This is a genomic window from Microseira wollei NIES-4236 (genome assembly GCF_020521235.1).
Lineage (GTDB): Bacteria > Cyanobacteriota > Cyanobacteriia > Cyanobacteriales > Aerosakkonemataceae > Microseira > Microseira wollei.
The window spans coordinates 1-279 of the sequence record NZ_BLAY01000665.1 but is presented as its reverse complement, the minus strand read 5'-3'; the positions used below and the strand labels follow the sequence as shown (position 1 = coordinate 279).

The window sequence follows — 279 nt, the reverse complement described above, 5'->3', positions numbered from 1 at the left end:
GGAGTTGTAGAATCGCATCCATCCCAACTTGGGTAAATAAATCTTGCTCCCTTGGGATTTCACTCCCATCGCATAAGTGAACGAAGTGAAGTTGCTGCGATTCTTAAATTTGGGAAACCCCCTGCCTATGCCCTTCGGGCACGCTGCGCGAACAAAGAAGTTTTTGTAGGCAATATCCAGACGCTTGACGTTTTGTTGCAGTACTGTCGAATCAATCCCGGCGTACCAAGGTCTAGCAGTTTTTAGTTGCGGCAATGCAGTGATTTGAATATCCCCAGC

Annotated in this window: 1 pseudogene; it reads right to left on the bottom strand. The window is 47.3% G+C overall.

Features of this window, described 5'->3' with window-relative positions:
• A pseudogene (locus MiSe_RS50195) lies at positions 1 to 255 on the bottom strand (RNA-guided endonuclease InsQ/TnpB family protein); the annotation flags it as partial.
• Positions 256 to 279: the final 24 nt, after the last annotated feature.